The 24256-nt window shown below is 46.4% G+C and carries 19 protein-coding genes; 8 read left to right on the plus strand and 11 right to left on the minus strand.

The window, feature by feature from the left end; genetic code table 11:
• The first annotated feature begins 1 nt into the window (after position 1).
• Positions 2 to 1306: an inosine/guanosine kinase gene (locus TSUB_RS05140; protein ID WP_087021741.1), complete on the plus strand. Its 1305-nt coding sequence runs from the start codon at positions 2 to 4 to the stop codon at positions 1304 to 1306.
• Between the two features lie 69 nt (positions 1307 to 1375).
• Here the strand turns inward: TSUB_RS05140 and asnB are convergent, their stop codons facing one another.
• The 5 genes from asnB to nagB all read right to left on the minus strand — a co-directional run bounded on the left by asnB (position 1376) and on the right by nagB (position 8808).
• Positions 1376 to 3043 (minus strand): asparagine synthase B, encoded by a 1668-nt coding sequence (gene asnB / locus TSUB_RS05145; RefSeq protein ID WP_087021738.1) that lies wholly within the window; start codon positions 3041 to 3043, stop codon positions 1376 to 1378.
• A 707-nt stretch (positions 3044 to 3750) separates the two neighbouring features.
• Positions 3751 to 5328: a cation:proton antiporter family protein gene (locus TSUB_RS05150; RefSeq protein WP_087021735.1), complete on the minus strand. Its 1578-nt coding sequence runs from the start codon at positions 5326 to 5328 to the stop codon at positions 3751 to 3753.
• Positions 5329 to 5638: 310 nt separating this feature from the next.
• On the minus strand, positions 5639 to 6859 hold the full coding sequence (gene nagC / locus TSUB_RS05155; protein WP_087021730.1) for a DNA-binding transcriptional regulator NagC: 1221 nt from the start codon (positions 6857 to 6859) through the stop codon (positions 5639 to 5641).
• Between the two features lie 2 nt (positions 6860 to 6861).
• A complete protein-coding gene (nagA, locus tag TSUB_RS05160) occupies positions 6862 to 7998 on the minus strand; it encodes an N-acetylglucosamine-6-phosphate deacetylase (RefSeq protein WP_087021727.1) in 1137 nt (378 codons plus the stop codon).
• A gap of 9 nt (positions 7999 to 8007) precedes the next feature.
• Positions 8008 to 8808 (minus strand): glucosamine-6-phosphate deaminase, encoded by an 801-nt coding sequence (gene nagB / locus TSUB_RS05165; protein ID WP_087021724.1) that lies wholly within the window; start codon positions 8806 to 8808, stop codon positions 8008 to 8010.
• A 250-nt stretch (positions 8809 to 9058) separates the two neighbouring features.
• Here nagB and nagE point away from each other — a divergent pair, with 250 nt between their 5' ends.
• Positions 9059 to 10549: an N-acetylglucosamine-specific PTS transporter subunit IIBC gene (gene nagE, locus TSUB_RS05170; protein ID WP_087021721.1), complete on the plus strand. Its 1491-nt coding sequence runs from the start codon at positions 9059 to 9061 to the stop codon at positions 10547 to 10549.
• Positions 10550 to 10900: 351 nt separating this feature from the next.
• On the plus strand, positions 10901 to 12565 hold the full coding sequence (gene glnS / locus TSUB_RS05175) for a glutamine--tRNA ligase (RefSeq protein ID WP_087021718.1): 1665 nt from the start codon (positions 10901 to 10903) through the stop codon (positions 12563 to 12565).
• A gap of 47 nt (positions 12566 to 12612) precedes the next feature.
• Here the strand turns inward: glnS and fur are convergent, their stop codons facing one another.
• The 4 genes from fur to TSUB_RS05195 all read right to left on the minus strand — a co-directional run bounded on the left by fur (position 12613) and on the right by TSUB_RS05195 (position 15169).
• Positions 12613 to 13065: a ferric iron uptake transcriptional regulator gene (fur, locus tag TSUB_RS05180; protein ID WP_087021706.1), complete on the minus strand. Its 453-nt coding sequence runs from the start codon at positions 13063 to 13065 to the stop codon at positions 12613 to 12615.
• Positions 13066 to 13389: 324 nt separating this feature from the next.
• Complete coding sequence (gene fldA / locus TSUB_RS05185; RefSeq protein WP_087021703.1) at positions 13390 to 13911, minus strand: flavodoxin FldA; 522 nt, start codon at positions 13909 to 13911, stop codon at positions 13390 to 13392.
• A 172-nt stretch (positions 13912 to 14083) separates the two neighbouring features.
• Entirely contained in the window at positions 14084 to 14302 is a 219-nt protein-coding gene (locus TSUB_RS05190; protein ID WP_087021699.1) for a DUF2788 domain-containing protein, read from the minus strand.
• A 96-nt stretch (positions 14303 to 14398) separates the two neighbouring features.
• On the minus strand, positions 14399 to 15169 hold the full coding sequence (locus tag TSUB_RS05195; protein WP_087021696.1) for an alpha/beta fold hydrolase: 771 nt from the start codon (positions 15167 to 15169) through the stop codon (positions 14399 to 14401).
• Between the two features lie 102 nt (positions 15170 to 15271).
• Between TSUB_RS05195 and seqA the strand changes: the two genes are divergently transcribed.
• Complete coding sequence (seqA, locus tag TSUB_RS05200) at positions 15272 to 15820, plus strand: replication initiation negative regulator SeqA (protein ID WP_087021811.1); 549 nt, start codon at positions 15272 to 15274, stop codon at positions 15818 to 15820.
• Between the two features lie 40 nt (positions 15821 to 15860).
• Positions 15861 to 17507 (plus strand): phosphoglucomutase (alpha-D-glucose-1,6-bisphosphate-dependent), encoded by a 1647-nt coding sequence (gene pgm, locus TSUB_RS05205; protein ID WP_087021693.1) that lies wholly within the window; start codon positions 15861 to 15863, stop codon positions 17505 to 17507.
• Positions 17508 to 17538: 31 nt separating this feature from the next.
• On the opposite strand, the gene TSUB_RS05210 is transcribed toward pgm, so the two are convergent.
• Positions 17539 to 18318 carry a DUF1853 family protein gene (locus TSUB_RS05210; protein WP_087021690.1) on the minus strand — a complete coding sequence of 260 codons (780 nt, stop codon included), beginning with the start codon at positions 18316 to 18318 and terminating at the stop codon, positions 17539 to 17541.
• Between the two features lie 120 nt (positions 18319 to 18438).
• Here TSUB_RS05210 and TSUB_RS05215 point away from each other — a divergent pair, with 120 nt between their 5' ends.
• From TSUB_RS05215 to TSUB_RS05225, 3 genes are all read left to right on the plus strand, one after another.
• The gene (locus TSUB_RS05215; protein WP_087021685.1) at positions 18439 to 18639 is read left to right on the plus strand and encodes a DUF2517 family protein; all 201 of its coding nucleotides are present in this window, start codon (positions 18439 to 18441) and stop codon (positions 18637 to 18639) included.
• A 129-nt stretch (positions 18640 to 18768) separates the two neighbouring features.
• Complete coding sequence (locus TSUB_RS05220) at positions 18769 to 19527, plus strand: Nif3-like dinuclear metal center hexameric protein (RefSeq protein ID WP_087021682.1); 759 nt, start codon at positions 18769 to 18771, stop codon at positions 19525 to 19527.
• Positions 19528 to 19919: 392 nt separating this feature from the next.
• The gene (locus TSUB_RS05225) at positions 19920 to 22673 is read left to right on the plus strand and encodes a cation-translocating P-type ATPase (protein WP_087021084.1); all 2754 of its coding nucleotides are present in this window, start codon (positions 19920 to 19922) and stop codon (positions 22671 to 22673) included.
• Positions 22674 to 22754: 81 nt separating this feature from the next.
• Here TSUB_RS05225 and TSUB_RS05230 read toward each other — a convergent pair whose 3' ends face one another.
• On the minus strand, positions 22755 to 24044 hold the full coding sequence (locus TSUB_RS05230) for a citrate synthase (protein WP_087021087.1): 1290 nt from the start codon (positions 24042 to 24044) through the stop codon (positions 22755 to 22757).
• Between the last annotated feature and the right edge of the window lie 212 nt (positions 24045 to 24256).

Below are 24256 nucleotides of genomic sequence, written 5' to 3' on the forward strand. Positions count from 1 at the left end.
CATGAAATTTCCCGGTCAACGTAAATCAAAGCACTATTTTCCCGTACACGCACGCGATCCGCTTCTGAGTCAAAATAAGCCTCAGAAAAAACTGGCTCGTCCCCACATCATTGGTATTGACCAAACCTTGGTCGATATTGAAGCGCGGGTGGATGAAGAGTTTGTTGAACGCTATGAATTAAGCAAAGGACATTCGCTGGTCATTGATGACGAAAAAGCTGAACAACTCTATCGTGAACTAAAAGATAACCAACTGATCAGCCATGAGTTTGCGGGTGGTACCATAGGTAATACCCTTCATAACTATTCGGTACTGGCTGATGATAAGTCGATATTGCTTGGTGTTATGTGCCAAGATATCGAGATTGGTAGCTATGCCTATCGCTACCTTTGCAACACCTCTAGCCGCATGGACTTAAATCATCTGCAACCGATCAATGGCCCTATTGGTCGCTGTTTTACATTGATTTCAGACGATGGTGAACGGACTTTTGCTATCAATGACGGCATGATGAACCACCTTCGTCCCGAAAATATTTCTGAGAAAATTTTCGAAAAAGCATCAGCCTTGGTGATTTCTGCGTATTTAGTGCGTTGTCAAAACGGTGAACCAATGCTGGACGCGACGATGAAAGCCATTGAATACGCGAAAAAGCATGATGTACCTGTTGTACTAACACTAGGGACGAAGTTCGTTATCGAAGGTAACGTTCAGTGGTGGCGTGACTTCCTGCAAGAACACGTTTCTGTTGTTGCCATGAATGAAGAAGAAGGCGAAGCGCTAACTGGTGAGAAAGATCCGTTGCTCGCCTCTGATAAGGCGTTGGAGTGGGTTGACCTTGTGCTCTGTACGGCGGGGCCTGTCGGCTTGTACATGGCCGGTTACACGGAAGATAGTGTGAAACGTCAAACATCGTTACCATTGCTTCCGGGAGAAATCCCAGAATTCAACATGTATGAGTTCAGCCGCCCAATGGAGAAAGCTAAGTGTCGTAAGCCGATAAAGGTTTACTCGCACATCTCACCTTATATGGGTGGCCCTGAGAAGATTAAGAATACAAACGGCGCGGGTGATGGTGCGCTTTCTGCACTCTTACACGACATGTCAGCGAATCGTTATCACCGTGATAATGTGCCGAAATCGTCTAAACATGCGAATGAGTTCCTAACGTACTCTTCATTTTCTCAAGTATGTAAGTACTCCAATCGAGTCAGCTACGAAGTGTTGATGCAACACTCTCCGCGCCTTTCGCGTGGTCTACCGGAACGAGAAGATAGCTTGGAAGAAGCCTACTGGGAACGCTAAGCATCCACGGTTTACTCGAACAAAAAAACGCGCGGTCCGATGGCCGCGCGTTTTTTATCTCTACTTCTATTAGTACGCGTCGTTGTGAACCGCTTTCACCGCGCGGCCTGATGGGTCGGCATTGTTCTTAAATGACTCATCCCACTCGATAGCTTTTGCACTTGAGCACGCGACGGATGGGCCACCAGGAACACACTTGGCGGCATCTTCGAGTGGGAAAAGCTCTTCAAAGATCTCGCGGTACATGTAACCTTCTTTGGTGGTCGGCGTGTTGTAAGGGAAACGGAACGCGGCTGTTTCAAGTTGTTGGTCAGTGACTTTCGCTGCTGCAACTTCACGCAGAGAGTCGATCCAGTTGTAGCCGACGCCATCTGAGAATTGCTCTTTCTGACGCCATACCACTTCTTTAGGCAGGTAGTCTTCGAAGCATTCACGGATGATGTGTTTTTCCATTTTACCGTTGCCACACATCTTATCCGTCGGGTTGACGCGCATAGCGACTTCCAAAAATTCTTTGTCGAGGAAAGGAACACGCGCCTCTACGCCCCAAGCCGCCATTGATTTGTTGGCGCGCGCACAGTCGAACATGTTGAGAGCAAGTAGCTTGCGTACCGTCTCTTCATGGAACTCTTGCGCGTTAGGCGCTTTGTGGAAGTAAAGGTAGCCGCCGAATACTTCATCTGCACCTTCACCTGAAAGCACCATTTTAATGCCCATGGCACGTATCTTACGCGACATTAGGTACATTGGGGTTGAGGCGCGGATGGTTGTCACATCGTAAGTCTCAATGTGGTAGATCACATCGCGAATTGCATCTAACCCTTCTTGTACCGTATAAGTGAGTTCGTGGTGGACAGTACCTAAGTGGTCAGCGACTTTTTTCGCTGCCTTTAGATCTGGCGCGCCTTCTAGACCAATCGCAAAAGAGTGCAGGGTAGGCCACCATGCTTGGGATTGCTCGTCATCTTCGATGCGCTTCGCTGCAAACTTTTTCGTGATTGCTGAGGTGACAGAGGAATCTAGTCCGCCAGAAAGCAGCACACCGTAGGGAACATCTGTCATTAACTGGCGTTTAACCGCGTTTTCTAGTGCATCTTTTAATGCTGCTTTATCCGTTGTGTTGTCTTTAACGGCATCAAACTCCATCCACTCACGTTTATAGTAACGTTGGGCTTCTTTACCTGCCTTAGACCAAACAAAACTGCCCGGAGGAAACTCACTGATGGTGCGACAAACTGGCACGAGAGACTTCATTTCAGAAGACACATAGTAGTTGCCGTGCTCGTCATAGCCATGGTAAAGCGGAATGATACCAATATGGTCACGACCGATTAGATAGGCATCTTGGTCTGCATCATAGAGAATGAATGCGAAGATACCGTTCAAGTAGTCAAGAAGCTCAGGGCCTTTTTCTTTGTAGAGTGCCAGAATGATTTCACAGTCAGACTCAGTTTGAAACGGATAGTCCGCTGCATGCGCTTGGCGTAATTCTTTGTGGTTGTAGATCTCGCCGTTTACGGCCAACGCGTGACTTTTATCTTCGTTGTAGAGAGGCTGTTCACCGCTGTTTAAGTCAACAATCGCGAGACGCTCGTGCACAAGAATTGCTTTGTCAGAGGAATAAATACCAGACCAATCAGGGCCGCGATGGCGCATTTTTTTTGACATCTCAAGTGCGGTTTCACGCAGTTTTACTGCATCACTTTTTATGTCTAGAACACCAAATATTGAACACATAAGCTTCCTCTCTCATTCTGTATCGCAAAATGTTGTGATTGCGTTAATTCTTATCTGGTTTTTAATTTGCCATTCTGCTCAAAAAAAACAACCCTAGAATGAAAAAAAGATAACTGACTCAAGCGGGTGGTGGATTATTTTTACTTAAAACCACCTTTGACTGAATAAAATCCATATTGGGTTCAAAAAAACACCAGATATGCATAGTGAACACACGATGCCATTCCGTAAAGAGGATAAAGAGAGCGTGTTTGAATTTCTATGTATATCAAGAGGCTTGTTATGAGAAAGGCCTGAGTATGAGCGCGACGCTCTCGTTTTTTGCCTTGCTGACGAAGCGTTAGAGTGCGTTTGCCACTCTATTTTAGGGGGGCAGGACTAAGTCAGGAGAATAATGAAAGCCTTTATACTCAAACCACCTCAAGATGCAGGATTCAGAAGCAGACTAGCGCATCGAGTTCAAGGCAAAGGTGTGAAGGAATGGCTTTCCCCTTTCAAACACCTTTAACGCAGAAATCGGGGTGCTAGTCGCTTCCCGAAGGGCGAGTTTTCTAGGCTTGCCACCTTTGTTACTGCTTTTTGATTTAGCCCACTAGATCTTTAAAGCAGTGCCTCGATGGCAAACCTAGAAATTCACGCTGAACAAGCATCTTGAGGTGGCTTGAGTATATATCAAAGGCTTTCATCGGTATGAAGTGCGGAGTGGGCTATTGGCGTTGAGTCAGTTGCTGGCAAACATGTCGTGCAAAGCCGCTACCCGCCTCTCGATAAACGTTAAAGGCAGCATCGACCCCAAGTGCGAGTAGCTCTTCAACATCTTCATTGTATTGAGCAATAGCAGCAATTCGCCCTTGGTAATTTCTCGATTTAATATGCTCAAGTGCGTGGGCATTGGCATGGCTATGTGGCATGGCAAGTAAGATCAGTTCGACTTGTTTTTTGGTGATTACGCGTTCCCAAAAGTCAGGGTCATTCGCATCACCATTAATCACATTACGATGATGGCGTTGGTGATGATCTACCGTGTCTTCGCGGTTGTCGATACCAAGAATTTGATTGTTGAATTGCTCTTTAAGTTCATCGTAAGCACCGGTACCGATACGACCCATACCTAAGATAAGGACCTTGGCTTCACCCAAATCAATCAGTTGGTCTGCAGGGTTTAGCGTGTCAGCCTGATGTTCTTTAATTCGGTGGCGGCCAAGGTTGTACAGGATGTCGCCAGCGTTATTAAGTGGTGCGGCTAAAATAAACGAGAAAGAGACGGCAAGCGCGATGGCGGCAAGCAGTTCACCGGGAAGCCATCCCATTTTGTAGGCTAGGCCGCCGACAATGAGGCCAAATTCGCTGAAGTTGAACAGTGTTAAGCTGCCTAGCGTTGCTGTACGCAGGCGATATTTACACGCTCTGAAAATCGAAAAGTAAAGCAATCCCTTGATCGGCAACAGTAAAAGTAACAACAGGGCAAATATGAAGGCCTCAATGCTAGGAGACTCTGCAAGTCCGATGTTTAAAAAGAAGCAGACGAGGAAAAGCTCCTTCATATTGAATAGGGCCTTGGAAAGCTCGGAAGACTTGCGATGCCCGGCAAGTAGCATCCCCATGATCAGAGCGCCGAGGTCTGCTTTCATTCCGACATAATCGAACAGTCCAGCGCCGAATACAAGGGCAAAGCAAACACCGAGTAAGACCAGCATCTCTCCGTGGCCAGATTGGTCCAATAGGCGGTGGAACAGTGGTCTTGCTAACGGGAGAGCAAACAGTGCAAACGCGGTAAGCTCAGGGATCTTACCCGTTGAAATAGTGAGGAAGAGAACAGCAAACAGATCCTGCATGACCAGAATTCCGATCGCGAGGTCACCATAAGTAGCGTTAAGTTCCCCTTTTTCTTGAAGGACTTTGATAGCGAAAACAGTACTAGAAAAAGAGAGCGCAAACCCAAGCAGCAAGAGTTGTTCTAAGGCCAAATCTTGTAGCATGTTGATGCCAAGAAGCTTAAGCAGCCATATCGAGCCAGCAAAAAAGAGGGTTGAAATGATGTTGTGTAATGTAGCTCCGCCCCAGATATCTTTGTTTAGCAGAGACTTCACATCAAGTTTTAAACCGATAGAAAAGAGCAGCAGAGTGACACCGAGATCAGCCAGCGTATTGAGCAATGGTGTAGATTCGTATCCCGCAAATTTGAGAGAAAAACCCGCGATCAAAAAACCAACGAGAGGGGGTAAATGGCAACGCAGTGCGATAAAGCCAGCAATAAACGCGGCAATAAGAAAAATCAATTCCATTTAAAGGTAACTTCCTGACATTTTTGTACACCTAGTTCTATTCGAGGCTCTGATCGTGACACCCTGGCTCAGTGATGCTAGTTCGTCGGTCGGTTTTGAACACGTGAGCCGCATGATGAGTCTCGCGGAATAGTTAACGTTAGCTATCCTGACATTCTAGATATTCTGTTTATTTGAGCGCCCCGAGATTTCCTGTCAGTTTACTGATAGTGTGATCGGGGACAAGAAATATAGCATTAAAAAAGGCAGGTTGCTTCACCTGCCTTTCAAGTACTGGGTTGTTTTTCTGTGAAAAAGGGTTTCAAACGAACTAGATCTGGTCTTCCAGCATTTTTTGCAGTAGGAAGCCGTTTAACATGGCTCGTTTGACAATGGAAAAAGACCCGATAGTACGCTGGCCGTATAGCTCAGAAGTAGCGAGAGACAGGTTCGCATGGAAATTGCTCAATGACTGCGTTTTGATGCAACGCTCGATAGCTGGGAACAGGAGGTCTTTTGCCTCAGTAATCTCACCAGTCAAAACAATCTTTTGAGGGTTGAATAAATTGATGGTCATCGCGAGTGCCTTCCCTAGGTGGTTACCTACCTTCAAGAGGACTTGTGATGCCAGTTCGTCGCCATTCAGCGCAGCGCGGCAAATACCGGAAATAGTAATGCTTTCGTGCGATTGCAACTCACTGTTGAAGCCTTGTTCTAGTGCTTTCTCGATGGATTCAATGATCGCGGGGTTTGCCGCGACGGTCTCAAGACAGCCAAAATTACCGCATTGACACTTGTCACCCAGAGGGTCAATTTGAATGTGACCTATTTCACCGACATTGCGGTTGTGGCCGAGAAAGACTTGGCCGTTGACGATGATACCCGCACCTGTCCCGTTATGGACACTGACAAGAATAGAGTCATGGCAATCACGGCTCGCGCCAAAATAGTGCTCGGCTAGGGCTAAGGCTCGAATGTCGTTGCCAACAAAACAGGTTACGCCGAACTTGTCGCGCAGTGCTTCACCGAGAGGTAATCGATCGACGTCAATATTCGGCATGTACTCGACAATACCTGATTCAGGATCGATAAGGCCCGGCATGGTCACGCCAATGGCAACGAGTTCAACGATGTCGTTTTTGACACTTTCAATGAAATCAGAGATTTGCGTAAGTAGGCCATCGACAAGTTGGCCGCTGTCAACGTAATGAAATTTGTCGCTCGCGCTTTTCAGTGCCTTGCCGCTAAGATCGTAAAGCGTGAGGTCTATATAGTTCCGTCCAACGCGCACACAAATAGCGTGAAAGGGCGTTGACTCGGTAGTGAGAGAGATGGCGCGTCGGCCACCAGTAGAGGCTTGTTGCGCGACCTCTTTAATAAGGCCGCGCTCGAGAAGTTGGCGGGTGATTTTGGTAACGCTTGCAGGGGCAAGTTGGCTCACTTCAGCGACTTGGATGCGTGAAATGGGACCTTGTTGGTCGATAAGCCTGTATACCGCTGCGCTATTAAGTTGTTTAACTAAATCTACATTACCTATCTGTCCGCCAGTCATATTTAATTTTTCTCGTAATTACCGTTGACGACTGTCGCTTGGACATTGAAGTCACGATCGAAAATGGCCAAGTTGGCTACATAGCCTTTCTTGATAGCCCCGAGCTTGTTATCGACGCCAATGGCGCGTGCAGCATATAGGGTTGCCATTCGTAGCGCTTCGTCCAGTGCGATTCCTACGTGTTCAACACTGTTTTGAACGGCTTCGATCATTGTCAGTGCAGAACCGCCAAGTGTACCGTTTTCGTCGACGCACTTGCCATCACGGTAATATACTTTCTTCCCGACAAAAATAAAGTAATCCATCTCAGCACCTGCTGGAGCTGTGGCATCGGTCACTAAAACAAGCTTATCGCCTTTCAACTTATGCGCAAGTCGGATGTTAGCGTAATCGACATGAAATCCGTCAGCGATGACACCAGTATATACTTCTGGCGTATCATAGATTGCACCGACAACACCAGGTTCACGGCCCATCATTGGGGTCATGGCATTGAAAAGGTGAGTCGCGAATGAGATACCTGCGTCAAAACCTTTTCGTGCTTCTTCGTATGTGGCATTCGTGTGGCCAGCAGAAACAACAACACCAGCTTGGGTGAGTTTTTCGATGTGTTCTGCAGGGGTTTGCTCAGGTGCAAGCGTCACCTTACTGACAACTTCTGCGTTTTCGCAAATAAGATCTATCATCGCGTCGTCAGATCGACGAATGTAGTCAGGACTATGAATACCTTTTTTCAATACGTTTAGGTAAGGGCCTTCTAGGTGAAGACCTAGCGATTGGTTTTCGTATTGTGCGTGATAAGCTTTTGCTGCTTCAATCGCCTGTTTCATATCTTCATCAGAAGAAGTGATCAGTGTCGGCAGGAAGCTAGTACAACCAGACTTTAGGTTTGCGCGATGCATGATCTGCATGGTCTCTGGTGTGATTTCATCGTTTAGCATCACACCGCCACAACCATTCAGTTGTAGGTCGATAAAGCCTGGGCTTAGGTTAGCTCCGTCAAGATCGATAGTTTCAATGCCTGCAGGCAGGTCTTCTACTTTGACGATTGAGTGGATATGAGCGCCGTCCACAAGGACGGCGTGGTTATCCAGCACATCGCTACCAGTATAAATACGACAATGGGTTAGCGCGTACATGGAGAATCCTTATAGGTTATTGATATTTTCTGCTTCCAACTCTTGGAAGTACTTCACTGTCTTCACTTTCAGCTCTTGAGTCGATGGCTCATCACAAACGATAAGCGACTTAGGATGCAACTGAAGTGCAGAGACAGTCCATAGGTGGTTTACAGAGCCTTCAACAGCGGCTTCTAATGCAAGCGCTTTGTTGTGGCCAGTCACTAGAATCATGATCTCTTCAGCATCAAGCAATGTACCCACACCGATAGTCAGTGCGTACTTAGGTACTTGGTTCATGTCGCCATCAAAGAAGCGAGAGTTAGCGATACGTGTGTCTTCTGTTAGCGTCTTGATGCGCGTGCGTGACGAAAGCGAAGAAGCTGGCTCGTTGAATGCGATGTGGCCGTCGTTGCCTACACCACCCATGAAAAGGTTGATGCGGCCGTATGACTTAATCTTATCTTCGTAACGCTGGCATTCTGCATCGTGGTCAGCAGTGTTGCCGTCTAGCAGGTTGATGTTTTCTTCTTGAATATCAATGTGATTAAAGAAGTTGTTGTACATGAAACTACGGTATGACTCAGGGTGGTCAGCAGGAATACCGATATACTCGTCCATGTTGAAAGTAACAACGTGCTTGAAGCTTACTTCGCCTTGCTTATAAAGCTCAATCAGACGCTTGTAAGTCGCTAGTGGCGTACCACCAGTTGGTAGGCCAAGAACAAATGGACGGTCAGCAGTAGGCTGGAATGCGTTGATGCGGTCTGCGATGTAGCGCGCTGACCAAAGGCCTACTTGATTTGCTTTTTGTAACGGAATAAGTCTCACGATGATACCTCTCGATGAACGAATTTTAGGAAAATTGTAGCTTTTATACTCGATTATTTCGAATCATAAAATAAGTTTTATGATCTGGCTAGCAAAAACATGTCCTTTTGCCCCTCTCTGGTGATAAAGATCACAAATGAAAACCTTTTAATTTGCGGGGCGAAATTAAAAGAATACACTGCAAATAACTTAATCGGATAACAAAAATAAGTTATCCACCGATTCTAAGAAAACACAGGGGGAACGAAAGGTGAATATTCTTGGATATTTTCAAAAAGTCGGTAAGGCTTTGATGGTGCCAGTCGCCACATTGCCAGCCGCAGCAATCTTAATGGGTATCGGGTACTGGATTGACCCGACCGGTTGGGGTGGCAATAACGCGTTGGCTGCTTTCTTAATCAAAGCGGGTGCGGCGATTATTGATAACATGTCAGTACTGTTTGCAATCGGTGTTGCATATGGTATGTCAAAAGACAAAGACGGTGCAGCAGCACTTGCGGGTTTCGTTGGTTTCATGGTAATCACGACACTACTTAACCCAGATACAGTGAAAGCAATTGGTCTTGTTGAGCTGAACGCACAAGGCGAGGCTGCATTTGGCCGTATTAACAACCAGTTTGTTGGTATCTTGAGTGGTATTGTTGCAGCTGAACTATACAACCGTTACTACCAAGTTGAACTACCAAAAGCACTTGCGTTCTTCTCTGGTAAGCGCCTAGTACCAATCTTAACTTCTTTCGCTGGTATTGGTCTTTCTTTCGTACTTATGTACATCTGGCCTGCAGTCTTCTCTGGTCTAGTGAGCTTCGGTACGTCTATCACTGGTCTAGGTGAAGTAGGTTCTGGTCTTTACGGCTTCTTCAACCGTCTATTAATCCCAGTTGGTCTACACCACGCTCTGAACTCAGTATTCTGGTTCGATATGGCGGGCATTAATGACCTAGGTAACTGGTGGACACCTAACGCTATCGAAACGGGTGTTGGTGTAGTCGGTGAGACAGGTCGTTACATGGCTGGTTTCTTCCCAATCATGATGTTTGGTCTACCAGGTGCGGCATTGGCTATGTACCACACGGCTAAGCCAGAGAACAAAGATCGCGTTGCTTCTATCATGATTGCAGCTGGTTTCGCATCATTCTTTACTGGTGTAACTGAGCCGCTAGAATTCTCATTCATGTTCCTAGCGCCAGCACTATACGTACTGCACGCGGCATTGACAGGTGTTTCATTGTTCATCGCGGACATGATGAACTGGACTGCGGGCTTCGGCTTCTCTGCAGGTCTCGTTGATATGGTTCTATCTGCACAGAACCCACTAGCGAACAAGTGGTACATGCTGATTGTTCAAGGTCTAGTCTTCTTCGGTATCTACTACGTAGTATTCCGCGCGGCAATCCTTAAGTTCGGTCTTAAGACTCCGGGTCGCGAAGACGAAGATGTGGCTGAAGGTGCCGGTGCTAACCAAGAAACTGGTGAACTAGCGAAGCAGTACCTTAAAGCGCTAGGTGGTCACGAGAACCTAACTAACATCGACGCTTGTATCACTCGTCTACGTCTGACGCTGAAAGATCAAAGCATCGTTAACGAAAGCACGCTAAAAGCACTCGGTGCAATGGGTGTTGTTAAACTAGGTCCTAATAACCTACAAGTTATCCTAGGTCCTCTAGCTGAAATCATCGCTGGCGAAATGAAAAACGTTCCAGCAGGTGAAGATCTGAGCCTAGTTAAACTACCTCAGTAATAGCTCTACGGCGGTCTCTTTCGAGAGACCGCTTCTTTATGCGCTTAAGGTTGTTGAGCGCATAAAGAAGCCACCGTGAAGTATCTACTCCATAGGGGTTTCGCGAAGTCGAGACAACTTCGTGTCAATGTTGTAACGCATGTTCGATGTTGATGAATCGTCTATTCCTGAGTGAATGTTGTGTTTTTGGCTTTCATTGTGATTGCCTCGATTTCTTTCCACCCGCCTTTAGGCGGGTTTTTTTTGTCCATATGATGTGTAAAGCGCGGGTAATGGTTGAGTCATCCTGCAATATTGTGGATCATATGGGGATTATTTAATTTCTATACGGACACACGTGAGGTGTAATTGATGAGTGATTCTGAAGCTCGTCCAACCAACTTTATCCGCAACATCATTGATGCGGATTTAGACAGTGGCAAACATAGCAGCGTACATACTCGTTTCCCGCCGGAGCCAAATGGCTATCTTCATATCGGGCACGCGAAATCCATCTGTTTAAACTTTGGTATTGCTCAGGATTACCAAGGTCAATGTAACTTACGTTTTGACGATACCAATCCTGAAAAGGAAGATATCGAATACGTTGAGTCAATCAAGAGTGATGTGCAATGGTTAGGTTTCCAATGGGATGGCGATATCTGCTACTCATCGAACTATTTTGATCAGCTATACGCCTACGCGGTAGAGCTGATTGAAAAGGGCTTAGCTTACGTTGAAGAGCTGAATGCAGAACAGATTCGTGAGTACCGTGGCACCTTAACACAACCGGGTAAGCATAGTCCTTATCGCGATCGTCCTGTCGAAGAGAACTTGGCGCTATTTGAAAAAATGCGTGAGGGCGGTTTTGAAGAGGGGACGGCATGCTTGCGTGCTAAGATCGACATGGCTTCACCGTTTATGGTGATGCGCGATCCTGTGTTGTATCGAGTGCGATTTGCTGAACACCATCAGACGGGTGACAAATGGTGCATTTACCCAATGTACGATTTTACACACTGTATTTCTGATGCGTTAGAAGGCATTACACATTCGCTATGCACCCTTGAGTTCCAAGACAACCGTCGTCTGTATGACTGGGTATTGGAAAACATTTCGATTGAATGCCAGCCTCATCAGTATGAGTTTAGCCGCCTAAATCTTGAATATACTGTGATGTCCAAGCGTAAGTTGAATCAGCTGGTGACTGACAACTTGGTTTCTGGTTGGGATGACCCACGTATGCCAACGATTTCAGGCTTGCGTCGTCGTGGCTTTACTTCGGCATCGATTCGTGAGTTTTGTAAACGTATCGGTGTGACGAAGCAAGAAAACATGATCGAAATGGGGTCGCTTGAATCTTGTATTCGTGACGATCTTAACGAGAATGCTGCACGCGCGATGGCTGTTCTTGATCCGATCAAGCTTGTGATTGAGAACTTCGATGGTGAAGCGGAACAGTTGACTGTTGCTAATCATCCGAATAAACCTGAAATGGGTTCACGTAACGTGCCATTCACTCGTGAGGTCTTTATCGAGCGTGAAGACTTCCGAGAAGAAGCGAACAAAAAATACAAGCGTCTTGTTTTAGGTAAGGAAGTTCGCTTACGTGGTGCGTATGTCGTGAAAGCAGAGCGCGTAGAGAAAGACGAAGCGGGCAATGTTACCACGATTTACTGCACTTATGATGCTGATACTTTGGGTAAGAACCCGGCTGACGGTCGTAAAGTTAAAGGGGTCATTCACTGGGTGAGTGCAAGCGAAGGTTTGCCTGCTGAGATCCGCCTGTATGATCGTTTGTTTACTGTGCCAAACCCAGCAGCAGAAGATGACTTTGTCGCTGTGATCAACCCAGAGTCTCTCATTGTCAAACAAGGTGTTGTAGAACCGTCACTGGTTAATGCAGAAGCTGAGGTCGCTTATCAGTTTGAGCGTACGGGTTATTTCTGTGTCGATAGCAAAGACTCAGCAGCAGACAAACTGGTGTTTAACCGCACAGTTGGCCTGCGTGACACGTGGGCAAAAATTGGCGATTAAGCTGACTGAGCCCAGAAAGTAAAAAACCAGCCGAATGGCTGGTTTTTTTATTTCTTTGTCACATTGTGCAGTGAGTCGTCTTGAGTGCAATCCCCTTCCATACAATGGCCATAAAGATAAAGGCTATGGTTGGTTAGACGAACATTAAACGATGCGGCGATCTCTTTTTGGCGAGTCTCGATAAGATCATCTGAAAACTCAATAACTTTGCCGCAATCTAAGCAAACTAAGTGATCATGGTGATGCTGAGTGGCAAGTTCAAAGACAGATTTACCACCTTCAAAATGGTGACGGGTCACAATCCCTGCATCATCAAATTGGTTCAAAACGCGATAGACAGTGGCTAGACCAATCTCTTCACCAATATCAATCAGCTTTTTATACAGATCTTCGGCGCTAATGTGCTGGCAATCTGGTTCTTGTAGCACTTCAAGAATCTTCAAGCGGGGAAGAGTAACTTTCAGGCCAGCTTGTTTAAGTGCTTGGTTATTATCTGACATTTGACTTTCCTGTTGGCTAGCTACGAATGGTTCGTAGTAGTCTTTAGTGTAGCATTCATTATAAGTGAGCTCTTAGCAACAATAAACCTTGATTCTGTAGGATTATTCGCGAAACTGGGCAAAAATGACACTTTGTTAATCAATTGTAACTCAATAGAGCTCTGGTCATACCAGTTTGCAAGGTCAAGATGTGCTGTATACAAATATGAGCGAGAAAAGTCTGATATTTCAGATGTGGGAGTCTATCTCTGTATGATAGGGAATGGGGGCAAAAAAGCGCCGATAGAAAAGGCTAACGGCGCTGTATCATTCAGTAGGCAGGCATTAGGCGAGTTCAGCTAAGCACATTTCTTCAAATAGCTGCTTACACCATGCGTTAACGCGTTCTTCTGTGAGTTCTGGTTGACGATCTTCGTCGATACAAAGGCCAACAAAATCATCGCCAACGAGCGCTTTAGAGGCTTCAAACTCATAGCCATCTGTTGAAGTGTGGCCAACAATGGTCGCGCCCTTTCCTTCAATAATGTCGCGTACGGTACCCATCGCATCACAGAAGTACTCAGCGTAGTCTTCTTGGTCACCACAACCGAAGATAGCAACCAACTTAGTAGAGAAGTCGATGGCTTCCAATTCAGGGAAGAAGTCGTCCCAATCACATTGCGCTTCGCCGTAGTACCAAGTTGGAATACCGATTAGTAGTAGGTCGAAGTTATCGATATCTTCTTTAGAACTTTTTGCGATGTCTTTAACATCAACAAGGCTTTTGCCAAGTTGTTTTTGAATCATTTTTGCAACAGCTTCTGTGTTGCCAGTGTCACTGCCGAAAAAGAGTCCTACACTCGCCATATTTATTACCCGTAGTTTAAGCTGTTCTGGTCACTGCTTGAACAGAACGAAATTCGTATATCAAGAAAGCGTTCAATTGTGATTATTCTAACTCAGTGCTCAGCATTGTTTCAAAGTGATTACGTACTTTCGGTACGAAACTTAATGCCGTTTTACTGATGCGATAGCGCTGTTAGAGTCCTACGCCTTCCCAAAAAAACTGGATCATGCCTTTTGCGATAAAGCCGGCACAGCCCAAAAAAAGGACAAGCCAAACTATTTTTCGTCCAAATGGAGGCACATTTGCTTGGTTTAGTACGTCACGAATCGCCATGCCAATAAAAAAGAAAATAGCGGCAAATAGCAAATCGAGTCCGACAGATTCGAAAAGTGCCATATGATCGTAAAACATGTGGATGTTCCTTTCCTTTGCTCAATTTGGTTTATCAACGCGATGAGCACTTCTTCATGAAGATGCCGTGTAGTTTATCACGGCAACCAAACGCTGTTAATTCTCATTCAGAAATCGCTGTATGACGCGATGAACGGTTTCTGGTTTTTCTGCGTGCAGCCAATGTCCTGTGTTGGCAACCATATGTGCGCGTGCATTTGGGAACTGGCGCGCTGTCGCATCGCGATATTCGGGATGGATGTACTCGGAGTTTTGACCTTTCACAAAGAGAGTTGGCCCGTGGTAAGGTTCAATGGCTTGCCAGCCCATAATGTGTTGATAATTGTTCCAAAGACTTTGTACATTAAATTGCCAAGCAAAACGGTCACCTTCGCGCTTGAGTGACTTGAGTAAGAATTGACGTACACCAGGATCGTTGACATGCATGGCAAGATAGCTTTCTGCTTCTGAACGTTTCGTGATGGTATTGAGGTAGGCAGAGACTTCATTAAGGCCAGCAAAGACGTTGTCGTGACGTCCTTTAGAATAGGCGACAGGTGCAATATCAAGCACCACAAGGCGTCTCACTTTATCTGGGCAGCGGTCAGCCAGTTTCATTGCGACTTTTCCCCCCATTGAGTGGCCGATGACATCAAACTGGTCTAAACAAAGGTGTTCAATCAAAGTGACGAGATCTTCGGCCATCATATTGTAGTCATGGCGATCACTTTTGGGCGACTGGCCGTGGTTGCGAAGATCAACGGAGATCACTTCGTATTGCTCACTCAGTGGTCGCGCAAGAAGCCCCAAGTTAGATAAACTGCCAAATAGACCGTGGATCAATAAGATCGGCTGTCCCTTTCCTTCTATCTTGTAATGCAGCTGCATGGATCTTTTCTCTAGTAGTTTTATAGTTTGGCGTAGAGTATAACGCGCTTACGCGCTATAATCGCGTCCAGTTAGTTGAATGGAACGACAATGAATAACAAGATGAAAACTATTGAGGTAGACGAAGAGTTATACCGTTACATCGCAAGTCAGACTCAGCAGATCGGCGAAAGCGCTTCTGATATTCTGCGCCGTCTTCTTATGGCATCAGCTTCTGAGCCCGTTGAACCAGTCGCAGCACCTGAAGTTCAACCTGTATCGCAAGGTATTGTTGTCAGTAAAGATGCCGGCAAGTCTGTTGATATCGATAGAACGAAAGAGATGCGATCTCTTCTGATCTCCGATGAGTTAGCGAAAGAAGATAAAGCGATCGGTCGCTTTATGTTGGTGTTAACCTCTCTGTATCGAATCGATCCTCAAGGTTTTTCAGATGCTGCCGCGATTAAAGGTCGTACCCGCGTCTACTTTGCATCAGATGAAGAGACGTTACTAGCTAGTGGAAAAACAACAAAACCAAAAGCGATCCCGGAAACACCTTTCTGGGTGATCACCAATACGAATACCGGCCGCAAACGTCAGATGGTCGAGCAGTTGATGGAGCGTATGCGCTTCGACAGCGACATTATCGAAAAGGTCTGCGCCGCTATTTAACTTTGTTGGCTTTTAGCATTTATACAAGGACCTGTTTTTTATGGCTATTCATCCTCGTGCTGGGCAGCGTGCCCAGCAAGAAGATATGCATAATATTCCCGCACTCGTCTCTAACTACTTCCTGATCGAACCTGATAGCGCGAATGCGGCGCAACGTGTCCAGTTTGGTACTTCGGGTCACCGTGGTACGGCAGACAAGGGAACGTTTAATCAACACCACATTTGGGCGATAGCCCAAGCCGTCGCCGAAGTTCGTCAGTCTCACGGCATCAACGGCCCGCTATTCCTCGGTAAAGATACCCACGCGCTTTCTGAACCTGCATTTATTTCTACACTTGAAGTGCTAACGGCAAATCAAGTCGAAATCGTGGTTCAAGAGAATAATGGCTTTACCCCAACGCCAGGCATCTCTCACGCGATTCTTTGTCATAACAAGGCGAATGCTTCTCAAGCTGATGGGATTGTCATTACCCCTTCACACAATCCGCCACAAGATGGGGGCATCAAATATAATCCTCCACATGGTGGTCCAGCGGAAGCAGCGTTAACCGATGCGATTGAAGCACGTGCCAATGAGATCATCGCGGCTGGGTTGAGCGCGGTCAAACGTCTGCCGATCGCGACGGCTAAAGAAAGTGGCTTGATCATCGAACGTGATCTTGTGAAGCCTTACATCGATGATCTTGAAAATGTGATTGATGTTAAAGCGATTCAAGCGGCAGGTTTGAAGATTGCTGTTGATCCTCTTGGGGGCTCAGGTATTGACTATTGGCGTCAAATTCGCGATGCCTTTAATCTGGATCTCACCTTAGTGGATGAAAGTATTGATCCTTCATTCCGTTTTATGTCTTTAGATAAAGATGGCGTCGTGCGGATGGACTGCTCATCGCCTTATGCAATGGCTGGTTTGCTGGCGTATAAGGATGATTATGACCTCGCATTTGGTAACGACCCAGACTACGACCGTCATGGCATCGTTACCCCATCAGGGCTGATGAATCCAAACCACTACCTTGCTGTTTGCATCGATTATCTATTCCGTCACCGCCCTGAGTGGGCACGAGATGTCGCTGTCGGCAAAACTTTGGTTTCAAGCGCATTGATTGATCGTGTTGTCGCCGATCTAGGCAGGACACTAAAAGAAGTGCCTGTCGGTTTCAAATGGTTTGTGGATGGGTTGTATAGTGGCGAGTTCGGCTTTGGTGGCGAAGAGAGTGCGGGTGCCTCTTTCTTGCGTAAAGATGGTACGCCTTGGTCAACAGACAAAGACGGTATTTTACTTTGCTTACTTGCCGCAGAAATTACCGCGGTGACTGGCTTGAATCCGCAGCAATACTACGAAAAGTTGGCAGAGCGCCATGGTGAGTCTCAGTACAATCGTTTGCAAGCCGTAGCGAACAGTGATCAAAAAGCGATCTTGAAGAAGATGTCAGCGGATATGGTTACAGCAGATACGTTAGCCGGAGATGCCATTACTGCGCGTTTGACTCACGCACCAGGGAATGGAGAGGCGATCGGTGGTTTAAAAGTCACCACAGACTCAGGTTGGTTCGCTGCTCGTCCATCAGGCACTGAAGATATCTATAAAATCTATTGTGAGAGCTTTAAAGGTGAAGATCACCTGAAACAGATCGAGCAAGAAGCACAAGAGATCGTCAATCAAGTGTTTGCCAACGCGGGATTATAACGGTGTGATGTTGATGAAAGGCCGCTGATATTCAGCGGCTTTTTTTGTGCTCGTTTGGCCAGTCGGGCGTGACGAGAAAGAGCCTCTCTCCCATTTGGTTAATGCACTGGATAGGGTGAGTGAGTACCTCGGGTACGGTAGGACATGCGTCAAAGGGGGGCAGGCCAAGCCAGTTGGCTTTAGTGAGCACGCGCCATTTGGTGGTGTCAACTTCATGGCGATAAGCCCAAATGCCCTGTAATGCAGTGTCTTCGCACCAAACAGGTAGTGTTGGGCGAGCTTCGCTGATATGGCGGTAAAGCATCCCTTGAATCACACCACAGGCTTTGGCCGGGATGCCGTAACTATCGGCATACTGCTGTCGATAAGCGTCTTGTTGGCAAAGTGTGAGTTGATGATTTGCCATTCGTGAGACTTTTTTGTCCAGTGAGTCTGTCGCATTGGGGCCCAGCCATTGCCCGTCAATATGAAAATAGAATTTAACAGCAATTTCCCAGTGCTCTAATGCATCTTGGTGGTTGATTAGAAAATCGATAGCACCGAGCGTACGTTTATCTGAGATTAGTTGGAGCTCTTCCGCGACCAGTTGATGCTGCGTCGATTCAGCGATAGCACGTTGAATTAGCCATTGATAGTAAAAGCCCAAGCGTCCATTGCCACTGTAGGGGGTGTTCGGTATGTGACAGTCGAGTACTTGGCGATATTGTTGAATGAAATCGCTGCCTTGGTTGGTATAGAGCACGGGTAGGTTCTTAAGTGCTTTCAGGTTGCTGAGATGATCGGCATTGGTAAATAAGTTGTTATTTTTCATTTTTGTCACGGAATAGAGCGTGTATGAGAGAATAATTGGTCAATGTTTGCACAAATGTGTAGTAAATTTACGCATTTTGATCTATGGTAAGACCAGTTAAATAGCTATCTGGAGGCGACCATGTATCAAGTATATTCTTTGCCCAATATCGTTTTGCGTCGAGCATTTGTGGTTTTGGCCGGTGTCGTTTCATTTCCTTTTGTTTTGGTCACGGGTAACCGTTCGAAGTTTTATAGCTTTCTACACCGTATGTGGGTGAAGACGAGTACTAAACCAGTTTGGCTTAAGCAATCAGAGAAGAGTGGCCGAGAATTGTTCTAAATGCAACGGCCAATTTGGTGGCATTGTCACTGAATTAACTGTGAGAATTTTGTAATCGGCAGCGGAGACGCTGCCGATTTTTTGTTGTTGCGGTATGATGAGCCGAAGTGCAATACACGGAATGAGAAGATGAACAATCTGGTATTAGAAAAGCATCTGAATAGCCTATTATCTAGCCACCTATTCAAAGATTACTGTCCAAATGGGCTACAGGTTGAAGGCAAGAGTGAAGTGACACGTATCATGACTGGCGTTACAGCTTGTCAGGCATTGATTGATCGCGCTGTAGAAGCGCAAGTTGATGCGCTACTGGTTCACCATGGATTTTTTTGGAAAGGTGAACCAGAGCCGATTCGGGGGATGAAATTTCGTCGAATCAAAGCGTTGATTGACAATGGCATTAATCTGTACGCCTACCACCTACCTGTCGATGTGCATCCTAGCTTGGGAAACAATGCGCGGTTAGGTAAGTTGTTGGGGGTGCAAGAGGTAACGACGCTTGAACCTGAAAACCCATGTGCCTTAATTGGGACAGGGCACTTTACCCCACCTATTTCTGCAAAAACACTCGCACAGCGTATCGAAAGCGCGTTAGCACGCCAACCGCTGCATATCGCGAGTGAGCCAGATAAACTGATTACGACGCTGGGGTGGTGCACCGGTGGGGGGCAGGATTTTATTGAACAGGCAGCAAATGCGAATCTGGATGCGTTTATTTCTGGAGAGATATCCGAACGTACGACTCACAGTGCGCGAGAACTCGGGATTGATTACTTTGCGGCTGGTCACCATGCAACCGAGCGCTACGGTATAAAAGCGCTCGGAGAACACTTGGTGAAAGAATATGGCGTGAGTGTGCAATTTGTGGATATAGACAATCCAGTATAGTGAATATTTTTTGCATAATATTGAGCCTGCGACTCCCGCAGGCTTTTTGTATTAAACTTTCAATATTCATTATTTAAGAGTCAACATTTCCGAAAAACCGCACTATTAAAAATATTTTGAAACATTATTCCGGGGTAAGATGATCAGAAATTTCAGGAATGATTGATTTTTGTCAAATCTGTCACCGATCTTACATGAGTTCGTGTAAAAAAATTACGATTTGGACATTCCGGTCGGGTAAATTATTTCTCAGTGATGAGTGCATTATTGCGTTTTTATGCAGGCAAGGTGCCTCTTATTTTGCCTGCTGAAGTGGTAACGGTATTGGATAAGCCGAATAAGCAAATACTCGTTTGTGATAGTTACTACTGATTATTAGATCGGAGAATAAAATGTCCCAAAAATGGTTTGCGACGTCTGTAGAAGAGACGTTGAAGCAGCATGACACCGCGGTTGAAAAAGGGCTGAGCTCGGAGACGGTAGCACGTCGTCTCGAAGAGTTCGGATACAATGAATTACAAGCTCAAGACAGTACGCCAGCTTGGAAACTGTTTGCGCATCAGTTTCAAAACCCACTGATTTTCATTCTCGCTGTTGGCGCGATTGTGTCGTTCATGACAGGTCATACTGTGGATGCAGTCGCCATCACAGCGATCATTTTCATCAATGCCTGTATTGCATTTTGGCAAGAATACAAAGCGCAAAAGGGCATGGAAGCGCTTAAAGAAATGGCTGCGCCAACGGCAGAAGTACTGCGTGGTGGTGAGTGGCTGAATGTGCCAGCACGTGAGCTAGTGCCTGGGGATGTTATTCGTATCAGTACGGGTGATATCTTACCGGCTGATGTGCGAATTTTAGAAGCAAACCGGTTGGCGATTGATGAAGCTGCCCTGACCGGGGAGTCTGAGCCAGTCGATAAAATCACTGACATCATCGCTGACGAAAGTGTTGGCCTTGGCGATCAGAAAAACATGGGCTTTATGACGACGATTGTCACAACAGGTAATGGCCTTGGCGTTGTGACAGGGACAGGTATGAAAACCGAAGTCGGTCATATCGCGGACATGATGGCGAACACTGAAGAGACGAAAACACCGATGCAGGTGCGTATGGATACCATTGCTAAAATGCTATTGGTTGCGGGCCTATCGGTTGTTGGTGTGGTCTGTGCGATTGGTCTATATCACGGTATGCCATGGCTAGACATTCTCACCACAGGTATCTCGCTCTCAGTTGCGGCAATCCCAGAAGGCTTACCAACGGTTGTGACGATTGTTTTGACCATGGGTTCAACCAAAATGGTGAAAAGCAATGCGCTCGCCAAACAGCTTGCTGCGATTGAAACGCTAGGTTCGACAACGGTAATTTGTTCTGACAAAACAGGTACATTGACACAAAACCAGATGCAAGTGATGAAGGCCTATGATGCTGAAGGTCGATACTGGGAAGTGACAGGTAAAGGTTTTGACCCGAAAGGTGAATTTGTTCCAGAGAATCATGACGTTGCAGCAACTGATAGTGCGGCAATGATGCAAGGTCTCGTTGTCGCTACGCTTTGTAATGATGCAGAGTATGTGCAAGACGGTGGTAAGTTCAGTGTACGTGGTAACCCAACTGAAGGGGCTTTGATTGTTGCCGCTGCAAAAGCAGGTCTGAAACAAGCAGAAATGCTGTCGACCGGGGGTTATTCTATTGTTGAGAAGTTCCCATTTGATTCTGCGCGTAAAATGGCATCAGTGATTGTTAAGAGCCCTGAGGGTAAGCACTTTCTCGCCCTAAAGGGCGCACCAGATGTGGTACTTCGTCACTCAGCAGGCTTTATGGTAGACGGCGCACCTGTATACCACAGCAGCACGGCGATTGAAGGGAATCTTGCGCTAGAGGCAAACCCTACGTCTGAGTATGTCGCGAACTTCGAAGCAGCGATTGAGAACTTCGGTAAAGATGCACTGCGTACACTTGCGGTAGGTATGCGTGAGTTAAGTGAAGCGGACCTGAAAAAAGACCCAGAAGAGCTGGAAAAAGACGTCGTTATTCTTGGTGTTTACGGCATCATGGATCCACCTCGTCCTGAAGTCCGTGATGCAGTTGAGCAGTGTTACAACGCAGGTGTTCGAACTGTCATGATTACGGGTGACCACGCGGTTACCGCTGCAGCGATTGCACGTGATATCGGTATCATTCGTAGCGAAAAAGATCGTGTTGTGACAGGGACTGAACTCGATGCGATGAGCGATGAGGACCTTCAGAACATCTGTCCTGAGGTTGCTGTATTTGCGCGTGTAACCCCAGAACACAAACTACGCATTGTTAAAGCACAGCAAGTCAATAACGAAGTCGCTGCCATGACCGGTGATGGCGTGAATGATGCACCAGCACTACGTCGCGCAGACATTGGTGTTGCCATGGGTATTACTGGTACATCAGTGGCGAAGGATTCTGGCGACCTGATTCTGTTGGATGATAACTTCAGTACGATTGTGAAAGCGGTTCGCCAAGGACGCCAAATCTTCGATAACCTGCGCAAGTTTATTCGTCAGGAGCTGACAGCGAATGTCGGTGAGATCTCGGTTATCTTGTTTGCATTTTTGCTAATGGGGCCAGAAGCAATTCTTCCGTTAACACCACTGATGATTCTTTGGGTTAACTTAGTGTCGGATGGCTTGCCAGCGCTAGCGTTAGGTGTTGAGCCAGAAGAAAAAGATTTGATGGAGCGTGCACCTCGTAAGCGCAACGAAGGTTTCTTCTCTGCGGGTCTTGGTGAGCGTATTATCACCCGTGGTTTAGCGCTTGGTGCATTAAGTTATGTTGCCTTCTCTTGGGCATTAGATAACGGTTACTCAGCGAACTACGCACAGACAATGGCATTCATGACCTTGATCTTTGCACAGCTATGGCATCTGTTCGATTGTCGTACTTTTACAACCTTGTTCCGTAAAAATCCATTCACTAACAAGTACTTGTTAGGTGCGGTGGCCGCTTCAGCGACCTTGTCACTAGGTGTGGTTTACACCGGGTTTGGCCAGCTTGTATTCAGCACTGAAGCACTGGAAATGTCGCACTTGATGTTGATTGCCATTGGTTCATCACTACCGACCTTTGTGCTTTCTGGTGTGAAAGAACTGACCAAAGTGAAGTTTATCTAATTCATCCCCTCAAGGAATGAAACCCAAAATAAAAGGCTTGCCAGTGGCAAGCCTTTTTTCTCATTACGTATAGGAAAAAGATTATTCGCGTTCGTGTAGAGGATCGAACTCGCGAAGTGCTTTACCTGTGTAGAGCTGGCGAGGACGGCCAATACGCGCCGCTGGGTCACTATGCATTTCATTCCAGTGGGCAATCCAACCGATGGTACGAGACATCGCAAAGATAACGGTAAACATAGACACCGGAATGCCAATCGCTTTTAGAATGATACCTGAGTAGAAATCGACGTTCGGGTAAAGTTTCTTCTCAACAAAGTACTCATCCGACAGTGCAATACGTTCGAGTTCCATTGCCACATCCAAGAGTGGATCTTGAATATTAAGTTCCTCAAGGACTTCATGGCACGCTTCACGCATAACCGTCGCACGTGGGTCGTAGTTTTTGTAGACGCGGTGACCAAAGCCCATAAGGCGGAATGGATCTTCCTTGTCTTTGGCTTTCTCGATGAACTCTGGAATGTTATCGACGCTACCTATCTCTTCGAGCATCTTCAAACAAGCTTCGTTTGCACCACCGTGCGCAGGTCCCCACAGAGAAGCAATACCTGCGGCGATACATGCGAATGGGTTTGCACCAGAAGAGCCTGCTAGACGAACGGTCGATGTCGATGCATTTTGCTCATGGTCAGCGTGCAAGGTGAAAATCTTATCCATAGCACGGGCGATTACAGGGCTCACTTCGTACTCTTCACATGGTGTAGCAAACATCATGTGTAGGAAGTTTTCCGCATAATCGAGGTCATTGCGAGGGTAGATGAAAGGCTGGCCAATCGAGTACTTGTAACACATTGCAGCCAGCGTCGGCATTTTAGACAACAGGCGGAAAGCCGCGATTTCACGGTGACTGTCGTTGTTGATGTCTAAAGAGTCATGGTAGAAGGCAGCGAGTGCTCCGACAACACCGACCATAATCGCCATAGGGTGAGCGTCGCGACGGAAGCCATGGAAGAAGCTGGCAATCTGCTCATGTACCATGGTGTGACGTGTTACGGTAGTGCGGAACTTCTCGTAATCTTCGCGGCTTGGTACTTCTCCGTACAATAGGATGTAACATACTTCAAGGTAATCGGCTTTGTTCGCGAGCTGATCGATTGGAAAGCCTCGATGCAGCAGAATGCCTTTGTCGCCATCAATATACGTAATTTGAGATTCACATGATGCAGTGGCAAGAAAACCCGGGTCGAAAGTGAAGTAGCCGTTAGCACCTAGCGCGCGCACGTCGACAACTTCAGGGCCGATAGTTCCTTCAATAATCGGCAATTCGATTGGCGCTTTCCCTTCAATATGAAGAGTCGCTTTCTTGTCCGACATAACAATCTCCTTTGCTTTTTATAGTCCTATCCCAGAAATTGGGTTGCATTGAAGTTGTACCTTTGAGGTGCTTTAAAGTCAATTTTTGTACTCGTGAGTGTGCGCTTGTTAATAAATATGAGTAAAAATTCGTGAAAACTGTGGCTCATGTTGGAACTTTTGTTACTTGAATTGTTTTTAAATGTTGCGCCACGTATAGTTCTCTGAGGTCC

Source organism: Thaumasiovibrio subtropicus (genome assembly GCF_019703835.1).
GTDB classification, from domain to species: Bacteria; Pseudomonadota; Gammaproteobacteria; order Enterobacterales; family Vibrionaceae; genus Thaumasiovibrio; species Thaumasiovibrio subtropicus.